We start from the raw sequence: 20686 nt of genomic DNA on the forward strand, positions 1-20686 counted from the left end.
CCGCTGCCGCCATGAGAAAACTTGATCAAGCCCTTCACCTATCAGGTTGATCAAGGTCAAGGCAGCTCGAAGTAGGTCACTTAGGACACGGATGTGAGATCATGACCCCTAGCGAATGAGGGGACGCAATGGAACTGCTCAAAGGGATCACAGCAAGGCACGCGGCAGAAGTCCTGCGTGACCTCGCCAGAAAAGCAGAATCTCTCGCGGCAACCCCTGAGTCAGGGACCCCCTCTAGTCTCCGCGAATGGTACTTGACTTGGGCGACCGACGCCGAAGAGTCACTGGCTGAGATTACTGACGACGAAAGCATCGGCGAACGGGTTCTTTCTAATAGACACTGGCGGATCGTAGACGCACCATCAAGCCAGCTACACACGGCATCCTTGATTGAGGCCGAGGTCAAATCTCAGACGCGATGGATGGGACGATCCGCACAACAACTTGAAGATCAGATCAAGCAGCTAGAGGAACCTGATGGAGATATCTTCCTCCTAGACAGCAACATATTTCTACAGTTCCGACTTTTCACCGAGGTAGATTGGGCGGAAACACTCTCATGCAATCCTGTAAGACTTGTTGTTCCGCTGACCGTATTGACAGAGTTGGACGATAAGAAAAATTCTTCCAAATCGAGTCTCAGCAAGCGTGCCCATAAGGTTTTGTCGGAGCTTAATGCGATCCTCGGAGCTTCTGCGGGCAGACCCTCCAAAGTCTCCGACGGAGTCACAATTGAGGTGATCGACAGGGAGCGCGTAAGTTCCGCTAGAAATGCTGACGATGAAATCTTGGCCGAAGCTCAGTACCTGACACAAATACTCGATCAGCGAAACATCGCGATCGTGAGCGACGATACGTCTCTGCGGCTTAGGGCTTCCGCCAGGCGACTTCGCGCGCTGACAATCCCAGACTCTCTTAAAATTGTCGACACATCTAGCGGAGATCATGCGAAACCCGCCACTAAACTTGTCTTGCGTTCAACCAGCGGACTGAACTTCGTAGACCCGCCCGAGCGGTCCATTTCTGAATTCGATGCCACGGCAGCACTTAAACGGGCCGCCGACTCGGTTGAACCCCTCCAAGTCCCCTATGGGCCCGCAGCAAATTTCGCCTTTAACTACAGCAGACAGGACGCGGCCGAGTACAACTCAGCAAGAGACATCTGGCTCAACAAAATGAAAAAATGGGCCGCCCAATGCGCCTTCCTGCGTAACATATCCCGAAATGCCGCACAACTCCTTTTGGCTATCTCGAACTCCGAAGAGATACCGATCAATAAAATCCAGGTAGTGCTAACTCTTGAGGATTCCGATGCACCGCTACGGTTTGCCCGGGATAGGGATTTCGACCTACCGAAAGCACCTGCACCTCCAAAGGATCCTAAGCCTTCGATTCCTTCGATGCTCGTGCACGCCCGTAAGGGCACATCAGCCCTCCCCGACGTAAGGGATTTCTGGGGTTGGGAGGTTAGCGATGATCGCATGTCGGCAACGATCGAAGTGGCCAAAATTTGGCAGGGACAGTCACTACCACTGGATGACGGCATATTTGTTTATGATGCGAGTGAAGAAGTCGTTGGCGGCTTCAATATAGCCTGGAAGATCCTCAGCTCTGAGCCCGCAGCCACCATTACAGGTAAAATCAGCGTCAGACCGCGCAGATAGTTAATGACGCCTCGATACAGATCTGAATTCGAGGATCCTAGCATCATAAGTGCTTAATCTGTGCTGCTCCACCACTCCGCTGACTACTCACGCTCACGTATACCGATGCCTCATGTTGAAGGGACCCGGACACTTTGTCCGGGTCCCTTCAACATGAGGCGCTCATTATTGTGCTCACCCAGCAACAAGCAAGGCCAACTACCTACCGTTCCATCGGCTCTGTACCGTGAGACAAGCCCCTTCAACTCGCAGGAGGCAGCACGCAATGCGTGGTCTTGGAGATCATCTCAGTATCGGCGAGCGCATCGCGTTCTACCGGAAGCGCCGCGGTTACACGCAAGAGGTGCTCGCCGGTCTGGTCGGGCGTAGCACGGACTGGTTGGCGAAGATCGAGACGGGGCGCCGGAAGCCTCCCCGCATCGACATGCTTGGGGAGCTGTCGCGCATTATGCGCGTGCCCCTCGGTGACCTGCTCGGTCAGACCGTGCTCATGGAGGACGAGAAGCAGCAGGACGATGTTCCGGCGGTGCGCGACGCGCTCATGAGCCCGCGCCGGCTGTCTCGTCTGCTCTTCGGCCCTGAGGCTGAAGTGCAGCTTCCTACGCCTGTACCTACAGCCGTACGTGTGGAGCACGCGTGGAACGACTACCAGGGTGGGCGGCTCGGCAGCGTCATCGCGGCGCTACCCGCGCTCCTTCAGACTGCACAGGAATTGGAGGAGCGAGCGGCGCGACGTGGCGAGGACCGTAGCGACTGCTGGGCCGTCTCGGCTCGTACTCACCACCTCGCCGCGACGACGCTCGCGAAGATCGGTGAATCGGACATCTCATGGCTCGCTGCCGAGCGCGCGATGCGCGCTGCGGACGAGTCGGACGACCCGCTCGTACTGGCATCGGCCGCTCGTTCCGGCACACATGCCCTCCTGGCAAATGGTCGGTACGACGACGCGCTAGAACTGGGCAACACGGCCGCCGCGTGGCTTTCGTCTCGGGTAGCCGACAGCGACCCTGCGGCGCTGAGTCTGCTGGGGATGATCCACCTGCGTGCCGCCGTGGCTGCGGCACGTCATCAGGACCGGCCGACCGCAACGAGCCTGTTGGACCGCGCAGAGGAACTCGCGGATGACCTCGGGTCGGATGAGAACTATTGGCAGACCGGCTTTGGGCCTACGAACGTACTGCTTCACCGGCTGTCCGTTGAGCTGGATCTCGACAACGTGTCGTACGTGGTGGAACACGGCCGGATCAACGTCGACCACATGCCGCAGGAGCGAAGCGTGTCGCACCGAATCGATTTCGCGCGTGCCCTGTCGCTCAGCGGGCAAGGCGACGACGCATTCGTGGAGCTCCGAACCGCTGAGTGCTCAGCACCGCAGCTCGTACGCAACAATCCCAGGGTGCGTGAGACGCTGCGGGACTTGGTCAAGCAGTCTCCGGTAACGGGCGGCTCGCGTTCGTCCGAGGTGTTCGTGATGGCTCAACGGTGCAGGGCGGTGCAGTGAGCGCAGGCAAGCGCGGGGTGCTGGGAGTCGTCGGTTCGGCGGCCGGAGGCGTGGAGGCACTGCGCACCGGCCTGGTCGAGCCCGCGATGGATCGTGGGTGGCGGGTGGCTGTCACGCTGACACCGACCGCGGGGCAGTGGCTACGGCTGAGCGGCGAGGTCGAGCGGCTGGAGAAGCTGACCGGCCTTCCCGTTCGAGATGAGCCGCGGTTGCCCGGCGAGGCCCGACCGCACCCGCCGGTTGACTGCTACGTAGTCGCCCCTGCATCCGCCAATATGGTTGCCAAGCTGGCGACGGGCCTGATGGACAACCAGGCATTGACGCAGGTGGGTGAAGCCATCGGCACTCTTGGTTTGCCCGTCGTCGTCTTTCCACGGGTGAACGCGGCGCACGCTCGCCACCCTGCGTGGCAGCGTCACATCGACGCCCTTCGAGCCGGGAGTGTGCACGTTATCCAAGGCTCGGACGTGTGGCCGCTGTACGAGCCGCGGGAAGCGCCGGCGGGGCGCACGCTCCCATGGTCGGCCGTGCTCGACACGGTCGATGAGGTTACTCGGTGACGAGCCGTCAACTCGCCTGATCTGCATGGAAAGAGGACCCGGACAGTCTGTCCGGGTCCTCTGCCGTTCCTGGCCACATGCTCATTGGCATGTCAGGGATCAATGAGCGAAGCGGCGAGCTGGAAGGCATGACTCCTGCTGAACTCGCTTTGATCAAAGCGAGTTTGAGCGAGGCGCGCGTCAAGGTCGAACGACTGCTGAGGCGCGCGAATGAACTCACGGCGATGGTGGAGTCTCGCTGCCCACGAGCCGCTCAAGCCGATCCAGACGTTCCCCGAGCGAGTGGAGAGCGTCATGAATCGTGCTGAGCTCAGCCGCCAAAGCACTGAATGCGGGGCTACTGCCCGGCTCGGTGCCGAGGGGTACAGAAGGATCGCGGACGAACGTTCCGCGGCCCTGCTGAGTGAGAACCAGTCCCTCATCACGGAGCTGGCCAAACGCGCTCTGAACAGTCATGAGCTGCACGCCAAGTTCCTTGGCGAGCTTGCGAGCGGCTGGGAGCTGGTCCCCCGGCTCGTACTCGCGATCGGGGCCCGTGATCTTGTCACGGAACTCCCCCGCAATCTCCTTGGCCGTGGGCGTCTGCTTGGGCGCTTCGGGGCTCTGGTCCATGGCTTCGAGAGTAGCCGGACCTAGGTCAATCTCTGATCCTTCTCCGCACCCTCTTGACAGTCAGATTGACCTAGGTCAATCTGAAGTCACAGCACGCCGAGCCCGATAGGGCTTCGACCGGCTGTGTTCGTAAGTGCTTGACCTGCAAGACCGCAGCACCAAAGGGCCCCGGAAGGGGTCATGAGGCCCCGTTTCGGCGGGGGCGAGGGACCCGGACCCCTTGGCAGTCCGGAGGGCTTACAGACCGAAAGGTCACGTCTCCGTACGCCTTCGCCGGGAGCCCGTGTTCCCGAAGGAGACATCCGCACCGCCTCACCTCGCCTTCGCACTTGGTGCGAAGGCCGGCTGCCTGATCCGCATCTCTCGCAGGTGCGGTGAGGGGGAGCCGGACGGCCGCCTCTCGCCATAGACCGCGGCCGTCCCGGTGCTTCTCACGTCTCTTCGACTTCCTGGAGTTCACCGTGACCGAACGCATGATTCCTGTAGACGTCTTCGGCCCGATCGCCCTGGATCTGACCATGAACGCGGGCAGTATCCGCGTCGTTGTCGACCCGGAGCTGAAGCAGGCGCACATGGTGCTGAAGACCGACGCCACTTCCGGTCCGTCGGCCGACGCGATCCGCGACACCGCCGTCAGTCTCCGGGGGCAGAACCTCGCGGTTCGCGTTCCGGACGTGGCCGGCGGCATGAGCGGCAACACCACGATCCGCATGGGCAACAGCACCATGACGTTCTCCGGCGGCAACGGTGTGCAGATCATCAACGGCAACGTGCACGTCACCGGTCACGGTGGCAGCAAGGTCTTCGTCAACGGCCGCGAGGTCACCGCCACCGGCCCGACCGGCGACGCGGTGACGCCGATCACCGCGATCGTCCACCTGCCCGCGCGGTCGGTGGCCGCGATCAGCACACACGCCGCGACCACCGTCGTCACGGGCGCACTGGCGCGGCTGGAGTACGACGGCACCTCCGGCACGCTGACTGCCGAGCGCGTCGGTGACCTGGAAGCCACGGTCACCAGCGGCAGCGTCATCGTCGGCGAGGTGAGCGGCCCGCTGGACATCAATCTCACCTCCGGCAACGTCACCGTCGGCGCCTACAGCGGCCACCTCGCCCGTGTGAACCTCACCTCCGGCAACGTCCGCATGGCCGCGACCTCGCAGGCCACCGGGCGTCTCGCCGTGAACGCCACCTCGGGATGCGCACGCATCACGGGCGCCTCGCACCTGGACGTCCGCCGCCGGGTGACCAGCGGCTCCGTCCAGATCAGCTAGCCCCGCCTCGCACCTCTTTCTCTCTCCGGGGCGGTCGCCTCTCGCCAAAGACCGCGACCGCCCCGGCATCCCTTCGACGTCAGGACTTCTCGCATGCGTACGTACATCGGCCGCCAACAGGCCGTTTCCTCTGAGGACTTCGCGGAACTGGCGCTCGGGACCCCGGTTGAGCTGTGGCTCGGGGTCGAGGGCGAGAGCGACGAAGAGCGCGCGGCCCGCGAGGACGCGGCACGCGACATCCTCGCCGACCAGCCGGACATGCCCGACGACCTGATCCGCATCGCGGCGCAGGTCATCGAGGACAACCCGGATCTGTTCGACGTCACCCCGCTGGCTCGCCCCGTCCGGCGCCGCCGCGCGGCACGCAAGGGGGTAGCGGCATGAGCGCCACGGTCCCCGCCCCCAAGACACCCGCGTCCGGGGTGCCGCCACTGACCCGCCCTGAGTTGGGGCTCGCCGGTATCGGCGCTCTCGCCGCGGCCGGCGTCGGCGCGCTCGGTCTGATCTCCTCCTTCGCCGCCGTGTCCGAGGCGGCGGCGCGGTGGGGGTTCACCTCGCCGTGGATGCTGCCGGTCGGCATCGACGTGGCCATCCCCGTGTTCACCGTCGCCAACCTGCTCCTTATCCGGATGGACATGGCGCTCGCATGGGTGCGGTTCGTGCCCTGGGTGCTCACCCTGATCACGTGCGGGCTGAACATCGCCGCCGGACAGGGCATGTGGGCGAAGGTCGCGCACGGCACGATGCCGCTGCTGTGGGTGGTGTTCTCCGAGATCGGCGCGCACATCTACGCCGTACGGATCGGCGCCGCCACCGGCCGCCGCATGGAAAAGATCCGGTTCTCTCGGTGGCTGCTCGCCTTCCCGTCCACGTTCGCGCTGTGGCGCCGCATGACCTTGTGGGAGATCACCTCCTACAGCGAGGCCCTGGCGCGGGAGAAGGAGCGGCAGTTGGCCCGCGCGGACCTGCGCGAGACCTACGGCCGCAAGTGGCGGACCAAGACCCCGCGGCGCGAGCGTGTGTTGCTCCGCATGGGCGCCGTGACCCCCGGCAGCGAGCAGGACATTGCCGAGCCGCCCCCGGCGGGGAAGCGGCCGGCACCGCCGACCGCGCCCAAGCAGCGCCCGCCCCGGCAGACCAGGGCGAAGGCGAAGGGCACCCCGCAGCGCACCTTCGAGGAGCTGCTGAGCGAGGCTCGCACGCTCACCGCGTCGTGGACGGATGCGGAGCTGAACGGCGAAGCCGTCCGCACCGCGCTGCACTGCTCGGCTGCCAACGCCCGCAAGCTGCGGGACGCGCTCAAGAGCGAGCGCGCCGACGGCCGCCCGCTGCACGCCGTGAACCCGGAGGGCGAGACGCCGACGGCTGAGGCCGCCTGATGTCCGCGGCCTGGGGCAAGTGCTACGACCCGACCGGCGCACGCTACGGGGTACCCACCTACCCATGGCGCATGGCGCCGGACGGTCTGGCGACCCGTCGCCAACTACGGGCGCAGGGCTTACGGCCCGGCGGACAGCCGATCGCGGCACAGGTGATGCGCGGCAACCGGCGAGCCGGCGGGGTGCGCGTCGCCTACCTCTACCGCGTCGACCTGGCCAAGCCGGTGCGGCCGATGACCTCGCGCAAGTGGGGCGCGCTCGCGCTGGCGATGCTCGCCCGGCGCACCTGCCCGCGCTGCCGGATCGATGTCGGCTACTGCATCCCCACCTCGTACGGCATCTGCGGACTGTGCATCGCCCTCGAAGAACAGCGCGCCGCCTGAACAGGCAAAAGCCCCGGCAGTCATGCCGCGAGGGCGCCGGATCGAATCCGGCCCGGGGCACGCACAAACCCGCACCGCGCGGGCCCGGCCGCCCACCTCCTACAGCGACGACCGGGCCCGCTCTCCCTCACACCCGAAAGTGGAAGGAACACCAGTGAACCAGCCCGACGACAACGAACTGTTCAACCGACTCGAAGCCGAGATGACCGCCGACCGGTCGGCCGACTCCGGGGGCGAGGTGGTCGACCTCGCCAAGGCACGATCCGCCCGCAGCGAGTCGACCGACCCGAGCACCCGACCCGACGCCGACCCGACGGCCGACTCGCTGCCGGACCGGTCGGGTGCCGAGTCGGGCGACCCGACCGCCCGCCGGATGGTCGACCAGCCGAGTGCGAAGGCGGCCGGTCCGGGCTACCTCGGTCGGCTGCTCGCCGCGCAGCGGCGCCCGGTCGTCCCCATCTGGCTCAAGTCGCTCGCGGAGCTGAAGACCGCGACCGCGTGGGTGGCCCGCCACTACGCCCACTCGCTCGGCTACCACGCGCTGCGCTCCCCGGTCTACGCCGCCCGTCTTGCCTTCCAGGCGCCGACCGGTGCCGCGCGGTTCATCGGTGGCACTCTGCGGTGGGTGGCCGACCGCGAGGGCGAACCGGTCCGCCTGGCCGCGGTGCGGCGCGAGGACGCAGCCGAGTACCTGAAGCTCTCCCGGCAGCGCGACGGACGGGTCCGACTGCGGACCCTGGTCACGGTGCTGGCGATGTTCATCGGCCTGGGCTCCGCACTCGCCCTCTACGTCCTGGCCCCCGACTGGCTTCAGGTCGTCTCCGTCGGCGCTGTCACGATGGCGCTCGGATTCGCCGGCCGCAAGGCCGACGCCCCGGTCATCCACCGGGCGGTAGAGCTGCCCAAGGCGGTCAAGCTCACCAGTGACATCGTGCTGCGCGCACTCGGGGCCCTCGGCATCCCCGCGATCAACCAGGCACAGGCCAAGGGGCGCGACGGGTTCGAGTTCACCGCCCCCATCACCCGCGACGGGCCCGGATGGCGCGCGGAGGGCAACCTCCCCTACGGCGTCACCGTGACCGACGTCATCGAGCGGCGCGACCGGCTCGCCTCCGGTCTGCGCCGCCCTCTCGGCTGCGTGTGGCCGGAGGCGGTCCCGGATGAGCACACCGGGCACCTCGTGCTGTGGGTGGGAGACCAGGACCTGAACAAGTCCAAGAAGCCCGCGTGGCCGCTGGCCAAGACGGGCACGGTCGACCTGTTCAAGCCGGTCGCCTACGGCACCGACCAGCGCGGACGCTGGGTCGAAATCACCCTCATGTACATCGCGGGCGTCATCGGCGCCATCCCGCGCATGGGCAAAACCTTCCTGCTCAGGCTGCTCATGCTCATCGCCGCATTGGACCCGCGGGCGGAGCTGCACACCTACGACATGAAGGGCACCGGCGACCTTGACCCGGTCGGCAACGCCGTCTCCCACCGGCACGCGGCCGGTGACGACGACGAAGCCATCGCCTACGCGCTCGCCGACTGGCGGGCCCTGCGCGAGGAACTGCGCCGCCGTACCAAGGTGATCCGCTCCCTGCCGCGGGACATCTGCCCGGAGAACAAGGTGACCAGCGCACTCGCCGACAAGCGCTCGCTCGGTCTGCACCCGATCGTGATCGCGGTGGACGAATGCCAGGTCTTGTTCGAGCACGGGGAGCACGGCAAGGAGTTCGAGGAGATCGCGACCGACCTGGTCAAGCGCGGTCCCGCCACCGGCATCGTGTTCCTGGCTGCCACGCAGCGCCCGGACGCGAAGTCGCTGCCGACGGGTATCAGTGCGAACGCGTCGGCGCGGTGGTGCCTGAAGGTGATGGGCCAGACCGAGAACGACATGGTGCTGGGCACCTCCGCGTACAAGCGCGGGGTGCGCGCGACGATGTTCGCGTGGGGCGACAAGGGCATTCACTACTTCATCGGTGAAGGCTCCGACGCGAGGATCGTCGGCTCCGTCTACGTCGACGGGCCCGGCGCCGACCTCATCGCCGCCCGCGCCCGCAAGGCACGCGAGAAGGCCGGACTGCTGTCCGGTCACGCGCTCGGGGAGGCCCCCGAGGAGGTCACCGGCCCTTCCTATGACCTGCTCGCCGACATCCTCGCCGTCATCCCGGAGAAGGAAGCCCGGCCGTGGAACGACGTCACGGTGGACCGGCTGGCCGAACTGCGCCCGGAGGTCTACGGCCCGTGGGCCGAACTGGAGCCTGCCGAGCGGGCCGCGCACCTGACGACCGTGCTCAAGCCGTATGGCATCAGCACGGGGCAGGTGGGCCGCCGCATCAAGGGCAAGACCGTCAACCGCACCGGCTTCACCCGCGCCCACCTCACCGCCGCGATTGCGGAGCGTGACGGAAAGCGGGACGCGAGCTGACCGCCCAGAGCCTCTAGCGCTAGAGGGTCACCCCTCTAGCGCTAGAGGCTCCGCTAGCGGCCCGCACCATGTCTGATCAGGCCGCTAGACGCTAGCGGCCCACCTGCGGAAACCCCAAAAACCCGCCTGGAAGGGCTCGTGATGACCCCTGCCCTGCTCGCTATCACTCTGATCCTCGGTGTGACGTTCTGTTACGTCGGCGTGTGTGCGTCCTCGCCGTTCGGCAACTGCCGCAAGTGCCGCGGCATGGGCCACGCGATCAAGACCGACCGCAAGGGCCGCCCCAAGCGCGGCAAGGACTGCCGCCGCTGCCACGCCACCGGCAAGCGCATCCGCGTCGGCCGCTGGCTCTACAACCGGTGGGCCCGCATCTACCGCTCCGGCACCGACACCCCGCACCCGGAAGGCACCCGATGATCCTCAACATTTCCGCCGTGCTGCTGTTCGGCGCCGCCTCAGCCCTCGCCGTCAAGACCAAGTCCGCCGGCGGGGGCGCGGCCATCGTCCTGTTCCTCTTCGGGTTCTTCGCCGCCGGAACCGGCGCCTACGAGCCCATCCACCACGTCGTGCAGGCGTGCGCCGACAGCCTCAACGACCTCGGCTGACAGGAGGCCCCATCATGAACGACCCCACCACGCCCTACAAGCGGCACCGTCCGGCTGTGCGTGACGCGGCGGCCGTGGAAGTCCACCACCCGATGCCCCTCGCCCCGGTGGCGCACGCCGCGCCGCTCGTACCGGTGCAGCCGGGTATCCCGGCGGTGGCGAGCGTCGTCCTGCCGGACGGCCGTGTCGTCACCGGCTACTCCATCGAGCCCGCCAAGCCCGAACCCCTCGCGGTCAAGCCGGCCGTCTCGCGCACCGCGGTGAACATCGCGCTCGGAGGCATCGGGTTCGGCGCGGTGTGCGGCGGTCTCTTCCTGCTGACCGCGTTCATCACCGCACTGACCGCCCTGATCACCCAACTCGTCATCCTCGCCGCCGTGATCTTCGGCGGTTGGGTGGCGGTGCAGGTGTTCAGCGCGAGCGGCCACAGCGGCGGCAACACCTTCCACATCCGCAAGGCCGTGATCAAGCGCAACCACTTCCACGGCTAGACGTGGCTGGGGCGGTCGCCTCTCGCCAAAGACCGCGACCGCCCCGGTTCTCCGTCCCTTCGACAGAAACAGGAGACCCCCAGCATGACCCAACCCACCCTCCTCCGGCGAGTCCCCGGCCCACGGCCGCGGCTGCTGGATCTGTTCTGCTGCCAGGGAGGCGCGGCCAAGGGCTACGCCGACGCCGGTTTCGACGTGACCGGCGTCGACAAGGACCCGCAGCCCCGCTACCCGCACCGGTTCGTCCAGGCGGACGCCATCGCGTTCGTCCTCGAACACGGCGCCGCGTTCGACTTCATCCACGCCTCACCGCCTTGCCAGTTCGACAGCGACTGCCAGCGGCTCCAGGGCAACGAGCATCCCGACCTGATCGGCCCCACCCGCGCCGCGCTCGAAACGACCGGGCGGCCGTGGGTGATCGAGAACGTACGGGGAGCACTGCCCAAGCTCCGTGAGCCCGTGATGCTGTGCGGCCCGATGTTCGGTGTAGAGACCTACCGGCACCGCTACTTCGAGCCCGGCGGCGGCTTCACCCTCGAACAGCCCGGCCACCACCCGCACACGGTGCCTCAGGCGAAGATGGGCCGCCCCGTCCCGCCCGGCCACTACGGGCAATTCGTCGGCAACTTCTCCGGCGTCGACCTCGCCCGACGCGTCATGGGCGTGCCGTGGATGAACCGCGACGGCATCCGCGAATGCATCCCGCCCGCCTACGCCGAACACATCGGCCGCACCGCCCTGCACACCCTCACCCCCGCGTGGGAGGTGGCGGCATGAGCACGCACCTCCTGAATGCGGCCCTGACCGCCGCTGAACGTGGCTGGTACGTCTTCCCCCTGCGTCCCGGCGGGAAGCCGCCTGCCCTGCACGGGGAGCGTGCCTGCACCCGCAGCGGCGAATGTGCGAGCGGGCACCGCAAGTGGGAGCAGCGCGCGACCATTGACCCGGAGCGCATCCGCGCCGCATGGTCGCGGGCCCCGTTCAACGTCGGCATCGCCACCGGCCCGTCCGGGCTGGCCGTCATCGACCTGGACACGCCCGAGCACAAGGGCAGTGCGGACGCGCCTGACGGCGCGGCAACCTTTGGAGCGCTCTGCGAGCGCGCCGGCCACCCCGTCCCCGACACCTGCCGCACCCGGACCCCCAGCGGGGGAACGCACCTGTACTTCACCGCCCCGCCCGGCATCCGGATCGGCAGCACAGCGGGCACCATCGCCGCATCGGTCGACACCCGCGCATGGGGCGGCTACGTCGTCGCCGCGGGCAGCATCACCCCCGCCGGAGCGTACGAAGCGCTGAGCGGCCCTGTGGCGGTCCCTCTGCCCTCGTGGCTGCAAAGCATCCTGCAACCGGCCCCCAGGACGCCTCAGGCGCCCTCAATCGCCGTAGCGGGGCAATCCAGCCGATACGCGGACGTAGCACTCACTGCTGAGACACGCAACGTCCGTGCGGCCCAACTCGGAGGGCGGGAGGCCGCGTTGTTCCGGGCCGCTCGCGCCCTGGGACGGTTCGTCGCATGGGGCGACCTCCCCCGGCACGTGGTAGAGCAGGCTCTTCAGGAGGCAGGGGAGGCGGCCGGACTCACCGTTGCCGAGTGCCGCTCCACCCTGCGCAGCGCCCTCGACTGGTCCATCAGCCACAACCAGCAGCGCAGGGAGAACGCGGCATGAGCACCCCACCCCGCCCCCTCCTGAAGAGCATCACCACCACCCCAACCCGCCCCCAGGACGCCTCACAGCCTGTGGACGCCGCGGCCGTGGGCGTACCGAAGGGCGTCGCCGAAGGCGTCCCCACTGTTGTTCGCCCTGAACCTCAACAGGGAGACGGCCGGTACCCCGTCGCGTGGCTGACCATCTGCGCCCCGTACGGCTCCACCCCCACCGCGTCCTCACGGTGCGCGTGCGGATGGGAGCGCCGGGCGTTCGGGCACCGACGCGTCCTGACCCTGATCACCGAGCACACCGAGCACCGCGACATCTGCCCGCTCCGCACCCCCCAGGAAGGGAGGGACACCGCATGATGAATCGCCCCGAAACCGAGACCGAGGAACTTCCCGCGCCGTCCCACCCCATGGCCGTTGCCCGCTGTCTGCTGCCCGACTGGCAGACCGAGGACGGGCAACTCGTGTGCCGGCGCTGGCGCGCGTCGTGGATGCGCTGGAACGGCACCTGCTGGCGCGAGTTCGACGAAGCGCAGGTGCGTGCCGCGATGTACGAGCGTCTTGAGCACGCCGTCTACCGGGTGCCCGCCAAGGACGGGGAGACCGAGGAACGCGACTGGGCACCGACCAAGCAGAAGATCAGCAACCTGCTCGATGCCCTCGGGTCCATCACGCTCCTGCCCACCGACCTGGACGCTCCCGCATGGCTGGACGACCAGGGCGCCGGTGAGCAGGAGGAAAGCCCGATCGTGGCGTGTGAGAACGGTCTGCTGAGGATTCGTGACCGCGCGCTCCTGCCGCACAGTCCCGGATTCTTCAATCTTGTCTCCGTCCCCTTCACCTACGACCCCACCGCCGGCGCACCGACGTGGGAACGCTTCCTGGCGCAGTTGTGGCCCGACGATCCCGACGCCATTCATGCAGTACAGGAATGGTTCGGCTACGTCCTGTCCGGCCGCACCGACCAACAGAAGATCCTCCTCGTGGTCGGCCCCACCCGATCCGGCAAAGGCACCATCGCCCGAGTCCTGAAAGCCCTGGTCGGCAAAGAGAACCTCGCCGGCCCTACCCTCGCCGGACTCGGCACGAACTTCGGTCTGTCCACCCTCGTGGGCAAGCCGCTCGCCGTGATCTCGGACGCCCGGCTCGACGGCAACAGCAACAACAGCCAGGTCGTCGAACGGCTCCTGACGATCTCCGGTGAAGACACCATCGACGTGGACCGCAAGTACCGCGCCGTGTGGACCGGCAAGCTGCCCACCCGGCTGATGATCCTGTCGAACGAGCTGCCGCACTTCGGCGATTCCTCCGGCGTCATCGCCAAACGGTTCGTGCTGCTCAACATGACCGTGTCGTGGCTGGGCAAGGAGGACCCCACCCTCATGGACAAGCTCACCGCGGAGATGCCCGGCATTCTCAACTGGGCGTTGGAAGGTCTCGCCCGGCTTCAGCGGACGGGCCGGATCACGGAACCGAAGTCCAGCCGTGAAGCGGTCACCACCATGCAGGACACCGCCTCACCCACCAGCGCGTTCGTCCGCGAATGCTGCGCGACCGGCCCCACATGCAGCGTCCCCGTGGACGCGCTGTGGACGGTCTGGCGCGAGTGGGCCGAGGACAACGGCGTGCGCCCCGGCACTAAGCAGGTGTTCGGCCGCAACCTTCTCTCCGTGGTCCCCCAGCTCAACCGCACCCGCCCCCGCGACGCGTACGGGCAGCAGGTGGCCACCTACAGCGGAATCACGCTCAACCAGCGCGAACCACATCTGCCCGAGTCGTGACTCATCGCGGCTCAAACAACCGCCGAACCGCTCTGAGTCGCGATGAGTCACGACTCAGAGCAATGTGATTCCACCTCGTGGAGGACGCAGTGAGCACACCTGCCCCCGTCCGCGCCGACCCCCGCGCCATCCTCCGGGGCGACCTTCCGGACCAGTACCTCACCCCCGACGACATCGCGGTGATGTTCAAGGTGCCCAAAGAGACCGTCTACCAGTGGCACAAAAAGCGCACCGGTCCGCCCGGATTCCGCATCGGCAAGCACCTTCGCTACGACCCCGCCGACGTAGGCGCCTACGTGACCCAGCGAAAGACCGCGGACCAAGACGCCGCCTGACCCCGCAACCACCGCAGACAGCAGGGAGAGCCGCCACCCGGCGGCTCTCCCTGCTGCATGTTGAAAGGACCGCCGCCGCATGGCAGGCCACATCCAAGACCGATGGTTCAAAACCGAGACCAACGCCGCTGGCAAGACCGTCCGCGTCAAGACCGACCGCTACGGAAGCGGTCTGCGCTACCGGGCCCGGTACATCGGTCCCGACGGAACCGAGAAGTCCAAGAGCTTCCGCGACGGACAGAAGCGGCTCGCCGAGAAGTGGCTCACCAAGACGGAAGCCGATATGGGCAGCGGCACCTACGTAGACCCGGCCGCCAGTCGAACGACATTCGGGCAGTACGCCGAGAAGTGGCTCAGTACTCAGACCACCGACCTGACGACCCGCGAGACGGTTACTTCCGCGGTCCGCGGTCACGCGATTCCGTATATCGGAACGCGTCCCCTCGGCTCCTTCAAGCCCGAGCACATCCGAGACTGGCTGAGCGAGTTGGAACGGGCCATACCCGCGTCGTCGTACCGACGGGTGATCTACAACAGCGTGTCGACGATCCTTAATGCGGCCGTCGATGACGGTCACCTGTTGAAGAATCCGTGCCGCGCGCAGTCTGTGCGCCCTCCTGCGCCGGGAACCGGCCGTGTGGTGCCGTGGACGGCTGAACGCGTCTTCAGCGTTCGGGAGGCTCTGCCGGAGCGCTTCCGTGCGGCGGTCGACCTCGGGGCAGGATGCGGGTTGCGGCAAGGGGAGATCTTCGGACTACCCGTGGACGAAATCGACTTTGACTCCGGGTGGCTGCACGTCGTGAACCAGGTCAAGGTGACGACCGGGGGGCTCGTGTTCGGTCCGCCGAAGCGCAACAAGCTTCGTGACGTTCCTCTGTCCGACCGCGTGGCAGACATCCTCAAGAGCCATATGAAGGCATTCCCGCCGGTCTCGATCACCCTGCCGTGGCTCCGGCAGGACGGTCGCCCGGTGACACGGCAGTTGTTGTTCACTCGCCTTGACGGTGCAGGCGCGGTTCGCCGAACCGACTTCAACGACCGCGCTTGGAAGCCCGCTCTCGTAACGGCCGGCGTGCTGCCGGAGCCGGAGGCGGGCAAGCGTCACCAAGCCGCCCGCGAGCACGGCATGCACGCCCTGAGGCACTTCTACGCGTCGGTTCTGCTGAACGCAGGGGAGAACGTCAAGGCGCTGAGCCGCTACCTCGGGCACAACGACCCAGGGTTCACGCTCCGGGTCTACACCCACCTCATGCCGAACAGCGACGCGCGCGCTCGCATGGCCGTCGACAGCCTGTACGCGGGGGTCGATCCGGCGCCGGACGGCCCACAGACGGCCCAGAGGCCATGAGACAGCGATGGGCCGACGGTACGCGACCGTCGGCCCACTCGTCTGATCGGCGAGAAAACCCGCTCTGACCTGCCCCTACAGCACCGGCAGGTTCTTCCGCAGCTCGAAGGCCGTCACCTCGGAGCGGTACTCCTCCCACTCCTGGCGCTTGTTGCGGAGGAAGAAGTCGAAGACGTGCTCGCCGAGCGTTTCGGCTACCAGTTCGCTGCGTTCCATCAGGGACAGGGACTCGCCCAGGTTCTGGGGCAGCGGCTCGATGCCCATCGCGCGGCGCTCCGCGTCGGAGAGGGCCCATACGTCGTCGTCGGCGCCCGGCGGGAGCTCGTAACCCTCCTCGATGCCCTTGAGGCCGGCGGTCAGCAGGACCGCGTACGTCAGGTAGGGGTTCGCGCCCGAGTCGATCGAGCGGACCTCCACCCGCGCCGAGCCCGTCTTGCCGGGCTTGTACATCGGTACGCGGACCAGGGCCGAGCGGTTGTTGTGGCCCCAGCAGATGTACGAGGGGGCTTCGCCGCCCGCGCCGGCGGTGCGCTCGGAGCCGCCCCAGATGCGCTTGTACGAGTTGACCCACTGGTTGGTGATCGCGGCGATCTCCGCCGAGTGCTTCAGCAGGCCCGCGATGAAGGAGCGGCCGACCTTGGAGAGCTGGTACTCGGAGCCCGACTCGTAGAACGCGTTGCGGTCGCCCTCGAAGAGCGAGAGGTGCGTGTGCATACCCGAGCCCGGGTGCTCACTGAACGGCTTCGGCATGAACGTCGCCTGCACGCCCTGCTCCAGCGCCACCTGCTTCATGACCAGCCGGAACGTCATGATGTTGTCGGCCGTGGACAGCGCGTCCGCGTACCGCAGGTCGATCTCCTGCTGGCCCGGCGCGCCCTCGTGGTGCGAGAACTCGACCGAGATGCCCATCGACTCCAGCATGGTGATCGCCTGGCGGCGGAAGTCCATGCCGACGTTGTGCGGGGTGTGGTCGAAGTAGCCGGAGTTGTCGGCCGGGGTCGGCCGCGAGCCGTCCGTCGGCTTGTCCTTCAGCAGGAAGAACTCGATCTCCGGGTGCGTGTAGAAGGTGAAGCCCTGGTCGGAGGCCTTGGCCAGCGCCCGCTTCAGCACGTACCGCGGGTCCGCGAAGGACGGCGAGCCGTCCGGCATCAGGATGTCGCAGAACATCCGGGCGGTGCCGGGGGCCTCGGCCCGCCACGGCAGCACCTGGAAGGTCGACGGGTCCGGCTTGGCGATCATGTCGGACTCGTAGACGCGGGCGAAGCCCTCGATGGCCGATCCGTCGAAACCGATGCCCTCGTCGAAGGCCTGTTCCAGCTCCGCCGGGGCCACGGCCACCGATTTGAGGAAGCCCAGCACGTCCGTGAACCACAGGCGTACGAAACGGATGTCGCGCTCTTCCAACGTACGGAGCACGAACTCCTGCTGCTTGTCCATCTTCCGCTTCCACCCAATCTTGCTGGTCAGGCCGCCTGCTCCCGTCCCAGGGAGGCGGTCGGGCACCTGCGCATCACACCACATCAGCATTTCATGCGCGTTGCGGGCCCCGATCGTCCGGCCGACCTCCGCCCGAACGCCTCGCACACGGCAGGTGTACTGCACTGACGCCCATCTTGCCCGCTGAGCGGCGCACATGAAATGGGCGACCACTGGCGTCTCTCCGTCACCTTCCCCCCCCACGCCAGGACACCCGCCAACCCTCCGCCTATAACTTGCATTTGAGATGCAAGTTTTAATACCGTGCGGGCAGTCGAGCTTGAGGAGCCCCGATGCTGTCCGAGCAGTCCGCCGCCACCGTCCGCGCCACCCTTCCCGCCGTCGGCGGGGCCCTGGGAGAGATCAGCGACCGCTTCTACGCAGGCCTCTTCGCCGCCCACCCCGAACTGCTGCGCGACCTCTTCAACCGCGGCAACCAGTCCTCCGGCACCCAGCGCCAGGCCTTGGCGGGCGCGTTCGCCGCCTTCGCCACCCAGCTCGTCGAGCGGCCGGACGTACGGCCCGACGCGATGCTGAACCGCATCGCGCACAAGCACGCGTCGCTGGGCATCGCGCCCGAGCAGTACCCGGTCGTCCACCAGCACCTCTTCGCCGCCATCGCCGACGTGCTCGGCGAGGCGATCACCCCTCAGGTCGCCGCCGCCTGGACCGAGGTGTACTGGCTGATGGCGAACGCGCTCATCGCCATCGAGAAGCGGCTGTACGCGGCGAGCGAGGCGGACGGCGTCGACGGCGGCACGGGTGGGCGGCGGGCCTGGGAGGTCGTCGAGCGTGTCGAGGAGACCGCGGACGTGGCCACCTTCCTGATCCGGCCGGCCGACGGCTCCCCCGCGCCCGCCTTCCGGGCCGGCCAGTACGTCTCCGTACGCGTCGAGCTGCCGGACGGGGCCCTCCAGACCCGGCAGTACAGCCTCATCGGCGCGGCCGGCTCGTCCGTACGGCGGATCGGAGTGAAGCGGGTGCACGGCGGGGGCGCGCCCGACGGGGAGGTCTCCAACCACCTTCACGCGCGCGTACGGGTCGGGAGCACGCTCGAAGTGTCCGCTCCGTACGGGGATCTGGTCCTCGAAGCCGGTTCGGGGGCACCGGTGCTGCTCGCGTCCGCCGGGATCGGTGTGACGCCGATAATCGCCATGCTGGAGCAGCTCGTGGCGAGCGGGCATCGGGGGGCGGTGACCGTGGTGCACGCGGACCGGTCCCCCGAGGAGCACGCTTTGCGCGAGGAGCATGAGGGGTACGTGTCGAAGCTTGCCGAGGGGGTGGCGTGCTTCTGGTACGAGCGGGGGGCTTCGGCGGGGCATCCGGTCGACCGTGCGGGGCTGGTCGACCTCTCCGGAGTGGTGATCGCGCCGGGCACGCGGGCGTATCTGTGTGGGCCGCTGCCGTTCATGCGGGCGGTGCGTGGGCAGCTTCTTGCGAAGGGGGTCTCTCCTGCCGACATCCACTACGAGGTCTTCGGGCCTGACCTGTGGCTGGCGACTACCGACGCGTGACCGTGGCTGCGGGCCGGTGGGGGTTGCCCGCGCAGTTCCTCGCGCCCCTGAAGACAAAAGATTGCGCCGTTCCCCGCGCCCCTGGAAAGCGGGTCCGGTGGGGGTTGGTCGCGTCGGTCCTCGCGCCCTCAACGATTGCGCAGTTCCCCGCGCCCCTTGGGGGGCTGGCGTGGACGGCTACCCGCGCCCCGAGGCCCCTAAGGGGCGCGGGGAACGGCGCGGCCCACTCCCACCGGCCCGCAGCCGACCGACAAACCCCAGGGGGCACCCCCCAGGGGCGCGAGGAACTGCGCGGCCGACCCCCACCGGCCCCCAGCCGACCGACAAACGCCAGGTGGCACCCCCTAGGGGCGCGGGGAACTGCGCGAACGGCCCCCACCGGGCCGCAGCCGACCGACAACCCCACCCGCAGCGGCAGCGCCGCCGCTCACCTCATCGTGATGTCCAGCAGCAGCGGCCCCGTCGGCGCAGCCACCATGTCTCTGATCGTCAGGGGGTCCAGGGAGGCATAGAACGCCTCCTGGGCCCGCCGCAGGGCGACCCGCAGGCGGCACCCCGTGTGCAGCGGGCACGGAGACGCCCCCTCGCAGTCGACGACATCCCCCTCGCCCTCGAAGGCCCGCACAACCGCCCCCACCGACGCCCCCCGCCCCGCCTCCGTGAGCGCGAGCCCACCCCCTCGCCCCCGCCGCGCGGAGAGCAGCCCGAGGTGCTGGAGCTCGGCGACGACCTTCGCGGCGTGCGTGTACGGCACCTCCATCGCCGCCGCCACGTCCCGCGTCGTCGGCGTCGCGGCGTCCTCCGCGACAGCGAGCCGCATCAGGACGCGCAGAGCCAGGTCGGTCGATCGCAGCAGCCGCATACCGGCAGCGTAGATAATGCGCATCCCTGCTTCAAATTATCTGCCGCAGCCCCGCCCATTTGGCCAATCCGCGGGGCTCCCCGCCTGGAACCCCTCCTCCCCCACTACGATCAGCAGACCACTCCACTGCCCCTTTCCCCCAGAAGGACCACCCCATGGGTTCCGCCAAGAAGACAGAGTCCACGTCGCGCAAGGCGCGGATAGAGGAGATGCGGCGCGCGGAGCAGTCCCGCGAGCGCCGTAACCGGGTCCTCACGATCACCGCCAGCGTGATCGTCGTCGCCGGTCTCGTCGCCGGTGGCGCGTTCCTGATCAAGTCGCAGTCCGATGACAAGGACAGTGCGGCGAGCGACTCGAAGGCGGCGTCGGGGAAGTTCGTCACGGGCGAGGACGGCGTGAAGAAGTGGAGCACCAAGCTCACGCAGAACCACGTCACCAAGGACGTGAAGTACCCGATGGAGCCCCCGGTCGGCGGTGACCACAACCAGGTCTGGATGAACTGCAACGGCGACGTCTACGAAGACGCGATCAAGAACGTGAACGCCGTGCACTCCCTGGAGCACGGCGCGGTCTGGGTGACGTACAACAGCAAGGCGTCCGACGCCGACGTGAAGGCGCTCGCCGAGAAGGTCAAGAAGACGCCGTACTCGCTGATGAGCCCCGTCGAGGACCAGCAGGACCCGATCATGCTCTCCGCGTGGGGCCACCAGCGGACGGTGAAGAGCGCGAGCGACCCGGACGTCGGCACGTTCTTCGAGACGTACGTCCAGGGCAAGCAGACGCCCGAGCCCGGCGCCGCCTGCACCAACGGCCTGTCGAAGTGAGGAA

Annotated in this window: 22 protein-coding genes; 19 read left to right on the forward strand and 3 right to left on the reverse strand. The window is 67.5% G+C overall.

The window, feature by feature from the left end; all coding sequences use genetic code 11:
• The first annotated feature begins 128 nt into the window (after positions 1 to 128).
• The 3 genes from C6Y14_RS21050 to C6Y14_RS21060 all read left to right on the forward strand — a co-directional run bounded on the left by C6Y14_RS21050 (position 129) and on the right by C6Y14_RS21060 (position 3725).
• Positions 129 to 1664, forward strand: a complete 1536-nt coding sequence (locus C6Y14_RS21050) for a PIN domain-containing protein (protein WP_107018319.1) — start codon at positions 129 to 131, stop codon at positions 1662 to 1664.
• A gap of 265 nt (positions 1665 to 1929) precedes the next feature.
• A complete protein-coding gene (locus C6Y14_RS21055; RefSeq protein WP_107018320.1) occupies positions 1930 to 3165 on the forward strand; it encodes a helix-turn-helix domain-containing protein in 1236 nt (411 codons plus the stop codon).
• Positions 3162 to 3725: a flavoprotein gene (locus tag C6Y14_RS21060; protein ID WP_225891186.1), complete on the forward strand. Its 564-nt coding sequence runs from the start codon at positions 3162 to 3164 to the stop codon at positions 3723 to 3725. Before C6Y14_RS21055 ends, C6Y14_RS21060 begins: the two co-directional genes overlap by 4 nt.
• Positions 3726 to 3941: 216 nt before the next feature.
• On the opposite strand, the gene C6Y14_RS21065 is transcribed toward C6Y14_RS21060, so the two are convergent.
• Positions 3942 to 4337 (reverse strand): GntR family transcriptional regulator, encoded by a 396-nt coding sequence (locus tag C6Y14_RS21065; protein ID WP_107018322.1) that lies wholly within the window; start codon positions 4335 to 4337, stop codon positions 3942 to 3944.
• Positions 4338 to 4798: 461 nt separating this feature from the next.
• Between C6Y14_RS21065 and C6Y14_RS21070 the strand changes: the two genes are divergently transcribed.
• From C6Y14_RS21070 to C6Y14_RS21135, 14 genes are all read left to right on the forward strand, one after another.
• Entirely contained in the window at positions 4799 to 5611 is an 813-nt protein-coding gene (locus C6Y14_RS21070; protein ID WP_107018323.1) for a DUF4097 family beta strand repeat-containing protein, read from the forward strand.
• Between the two features lie 93 nt (positions 5612 to 5704).
• Positions 5705 to 5995: a hypothetical protein gene (locus C6Y14_RS21075; RefSeq protein WP_107018324.1), complete on the forward strand. Its 291-nt coding sequence runs from the start codon at positions 5705 to 5707 to the stop codon at positions 5993 to 5995.
• Positions 5992 to 6990 (forward strand): DUF2637 domain-containing protein, encoded by a 999-nt coding sequence (locus C6Y14_RS21080; protein WP_107018325.1) that lies wholly within the window; start codon positions 5992 to 5994, stop codon positions 6988 to 6990. Before C6Y14_RS21075 ends, C6Y14_RS21080 begins: the two co-directional genes overlap by 4 nt.
• The gene (locus C6Y14_RS21085; protein WP_107018326.1) at positions 6990 to 7373 is read left to right on the forward strand and encodes an RRQRL motif-containing zinc-binding protein; all 384 of its coding nucleotides are present in this window, start codon (positions 6990 to 6992) and stop codon (positions 7371 to 7373) included. The genes C6Y14_RS21080 and C6Y14_RS21085 overlap by 1 nt, the downstream gene beginning before the upstream one ends.
• 154 nt (positions 7374 to 7527) lie before the next feature.
• A complete protein-coding gene (locus C6Y14_RS21090; protein ID WP_107018327.1) occupies positions 7528 to 9786 on the forward strand; it encodes a cell division protein FtsK in 2259 nt (752 codons plus the stop codon).
• 141 nt (positions 9787 to 9927) lie between these two features.
• Positions 9928 to 10203: a hypothetical protein gene (locus tag C6Y14_RS21095; RefSeq protein WP_107018328.1), complete on the forward strand. Its 276-nt coding sequence runs from the start codon at positions 9928 to 9930 to the stop codon at positions 10201 to 10203.
• Positions 10200 to 10391, forward strand: coding sequence for a hypothetical protein (locus C6Y14_RS21100; RefSeq protein WP_107018329.1), 192 nt, complete (start codon positions 10200 to 10202; stop codon positions 10389 to 10391). Before C6Y14_RS21095 ends, C6Y14_RS21100 begins: the two co-directional genes overlap by 4 nt.
• Before the next feature lie 14 nt (positions 10392 to 10405).
• On the forward strand, positions 10406 to 10882 hold the full coding sequence (locus C6Y14_RS21105; RefSeq protein WP_107018330.1) for a hypothetical protein: 477 nt from the start codon (positions 10406 to 10408) through the stop codon (positions 10880 to 10882).
• Between the two features lie 84 nt (positions 10883 to 10966).
• On the forward strand, positions 10967 to 11659 hold the full coding sequence (locus C6Y14_RS21110; protein ID WP_107018331.1) for a class I SAM-dependent methyltransferase: 693 nt from the start codon (positions 10967 to 10969) through the stop codon (positions 11657 to 11659).
• Positions 11656 to 12552 carry a bifunctional DNA primase/polymerase gene (locus C6Y14_RS21115; RefSeq protein ID WP_107018332.1) on the forward strand — a complete coding sequence of 299 codons (897 nt, stop codon included), beginning with the start codon at positions 11656 to 11658 and terminating at the stop codon, positions 12550 to 12552. The genes C6Y14_RS21110 and C6Y14_RS21115 overlap by 4 nt, the downstream gene beginning before the upstream one ends.
• Positions 12549 to 12902: a hypothetical protein gene (locus C6Y14_RS21120; RefSeq protein ID WP_159074291.1), complete on the forward strand. Its 354-nt coding sequence runs from the start codon at positions 12549 to 12551 to the stop codon at positions 12900 to 12902. The genes C6Y14_RS21115 and C6Y14_RS21120 overlap by 4 nt, the downstream gene beginning before the upstream one ends.
• A complete protein-coding gene (locus C6Y14_RS21125; RefSeq protein ID WP_225891187.1) occupies positions 12899 to 14323 on the forward strand; it encodes a DNA primase family protein in 1425 nt (474 codons plus the stop codon). The genes C6Y14_RS21120 and C6Y14_RS21125 overlap by 4 nt, the downstream gene beginning before the upstream one ends.
• Before the next feature lie 89 nt (positions 14324 to 14412).
• Positions 14413 to 14658, forward strand: coding sequence for a helix-turn-helix domain-containing protein (locus C6Y14_RS21130; protein ID WP_107018594.1), 246 nt, complete (start codon positions 14413 to 14415; stop codon positions 14656 to 14658).
• 79 nt (positions 14659 to 14737) lie between these two features.
• On the forward strand, positions 14738 to 16006 hold the full coding sequence (locus tag C6Y14_RS21135; RefSeq protein ID WP_107018334.1) for a tyrosine-type recombinase/integrase: 1269 nt from the start codon (positions 14738 to 14740) through the stop codon (positions 16004 to 16006).
• Positions 16007 to 16081: 75 nt separating this feature from the next.
• Here C6Y14_RS21135 and C6Y14_RS21140 read toward each other — a convergent pair whose 3' ends face one another.
• Positions 16082 to 17443: a glutamine synthetase family protein gene (locus C6Y14_RS21140; RefSeq protein WP_107018335.1), complete on the reverse strand. Its 1362-nt coding sequence runs from the start codon at positions 17441 to 17443 to the stop codon at positions 16082 to 16084.
• A gap of 332 nt (positions 17444 to 17775) precedes the next feature.
• On the opposite strand from C6Y14_RS21140, the gene C6Y14_RS21145 reads away from it, so the two are divergent.
• Positions 17776 to 18996, forward strand: a complete 1221-nt coding sequence (locus C6Y14_RS21145; protein WP_107018336.1) for a globin domain-containing protein — start codon at positions 17776 to 17778, stop codon at positions 18994 to 18996.
• 427 nt (positions 18997 to 19423) lie between these two features.
• Here C6Y14_RS21145 and C6Y14_RS21150 read toward each other — a convergent pair whose 3' ends face one another.
• On the reverse strand, positions 19424 to 19858 hold the full coding sequence (locus C6Y14_RS21150) for an RrF2 family transcriptional regulator (RefSeq protein WP_107018595.1): 435 nt from the start codon (positions 19856 to 19858) through the stop codon (positions 19424 to 19426).
• Between the two features lie 155 nt (positions 19859 to 20013).
• Here C6Y14_RS21150 and C6Y14_RS21155 point away from each other — a divergent pair, with 155 nt between their 5' ends.
• The gene (locus tag C6Y14_RS21155; protein WP_107018337.1) at positions 20014 to 20682 is read left to right on the forward strand and encodes a DUF3105 domain-containing protein; all 669 of its coding nucleotides are present in this window, start codon (positions 20014 to 20016) and stop codon (positions 20680 to 20682) included.
• The last annotated feature ends 4 nt before the right edge of the window (positions 20683 to 20686 follow it).

This window comes from Streptomyces dioscori (assembly GCF_003024195.1).
Classification (GTDB): domain Bacteria; phylum Actinomycetota; class Actinomycetes; order Streptomycetales; family Streptomycetaceae; genus Streptomyces; species Streptomyces dioscori.